The organism is Cupriavidus sp. WS (assembly GCF_000395345.1).
Taxonomy (GTDB): Bacteria; Pseudomonadota; Gammaproteobacteria; order Burkholderiales; family Burkholderiaceae; genus Cupriavidus; species Cupriavidus basilensis_B.
This window is the reverse complement of record NZ_AQPL01000124.1, coordinates 1-1082: the sequence shown is the minus strand read 5'-3', so window position 1 is coordinate 1082 and position 1082 is coordinate 1. Positions and strand designations below refer to the sequence as shown.

The 1082-nt window shown below is 70.4% G+C and carries 1 protein-coding gene; it reads right to left on the bottom strand.

Annotated features, from left to right (window positions below):
- Nucleotides 1-72 precede the first annotated feature (72 nt).
- Nucleotides 73-1082, bottom strand: a 1010-nt coding sequence (locus K206_RS0111410) for a class I adenylate-forming enzyme family protein (protein ID WP_020202544.1), incomplete at its 5' end; no start/stop codon positions are given.

Here is a 1082-nt window from a genome sequence, read left to right as displayed (position 1 = left end):
ATCGGCGAGCGGCGGGTCGTGGTCGGTTAGCCGGCTGGCCAGTGAACGTCAATGAAGGCCAACGAAGGCCAGCTAGCCCGCCGCGCTTTCCTCGCGCAAGGCCGCCTTGTGGATCTTGCCGGCCGGCGTCATCGGCAGCGTGCCGCGCACCACCACCTGGCGCGGCACCTTGTAGTCGGCCAGGCGGCTCGCGCAATAGGCGCGGATCTCCTGTTCCGTGATCTCGCTGCCCGGCCTGGGCACGATGTAGTAGCGCCCGATCTCGCCCAGCACCGGGTCCGGCACGCCGATGCCGGCCACCATCATCACCGCGGGATGGTGCGCGATCACGCCTTCGATCTCGGCCGGGTAGACGTTGAAGCCGCCCTGGATGTACATGTCCTTCTTGCGGCCCTTGAGCTGGATGTAGCCGCGCGTGTCCACGCAGCCCAGGTCGCCCGAGCGCAGCCAGCCATCAGTGCCGAAGGCGTCGGCATTGCCGGCGCCGCCGGCGCCACCGATGTAGCCGCCGCACACGCCGGCGCCGCGAAAGCACAGCTCGCCGATTTCCCCGGGCGCGGCGATCTCGCCGGCCGGCGTGACCACGCGCACCTCGGCGGTGTCGAAGACGCGGCCGATCGACGCCATCAGGTCTTCGTGCGCGGCGTCCCACGGCGTCATGACGATGGCGCCCGAGGCTTCGGACAGGCCATACAGGTTCATCACGGCGGCCTGCGGCATGCGCGCCTGGAGCTTCTCGAGCAGGGCGGCGTCCACGGTGGCGCCGCCCACGATCACCAGCCGCACCGAGGAAAAGTCCATGCCGGCGGCGTCCGGATGCATCAGCAGCAGCGTGGCCATCGTCGGCACGCCGGAGAAGATGGTTGGCGGGTGCCGGCGCATCATGGCCAGCACGGTGTCGGCCTTGAACACCGGCACCAGTTCGCAGGTGCCGCCGCCGAGCAGGTAGCTCAGCACGCCGCAGGTGATACCGCCCACGTGGTTGAAGGGCAGGGCGATCTGCACATGGTCGTGCTCGCCGGCGCGCGTGTGGCGCGCCTGCGCCCAGGCCGAGGCCAGCAGGCTGCGGTGCGACAGGCCGG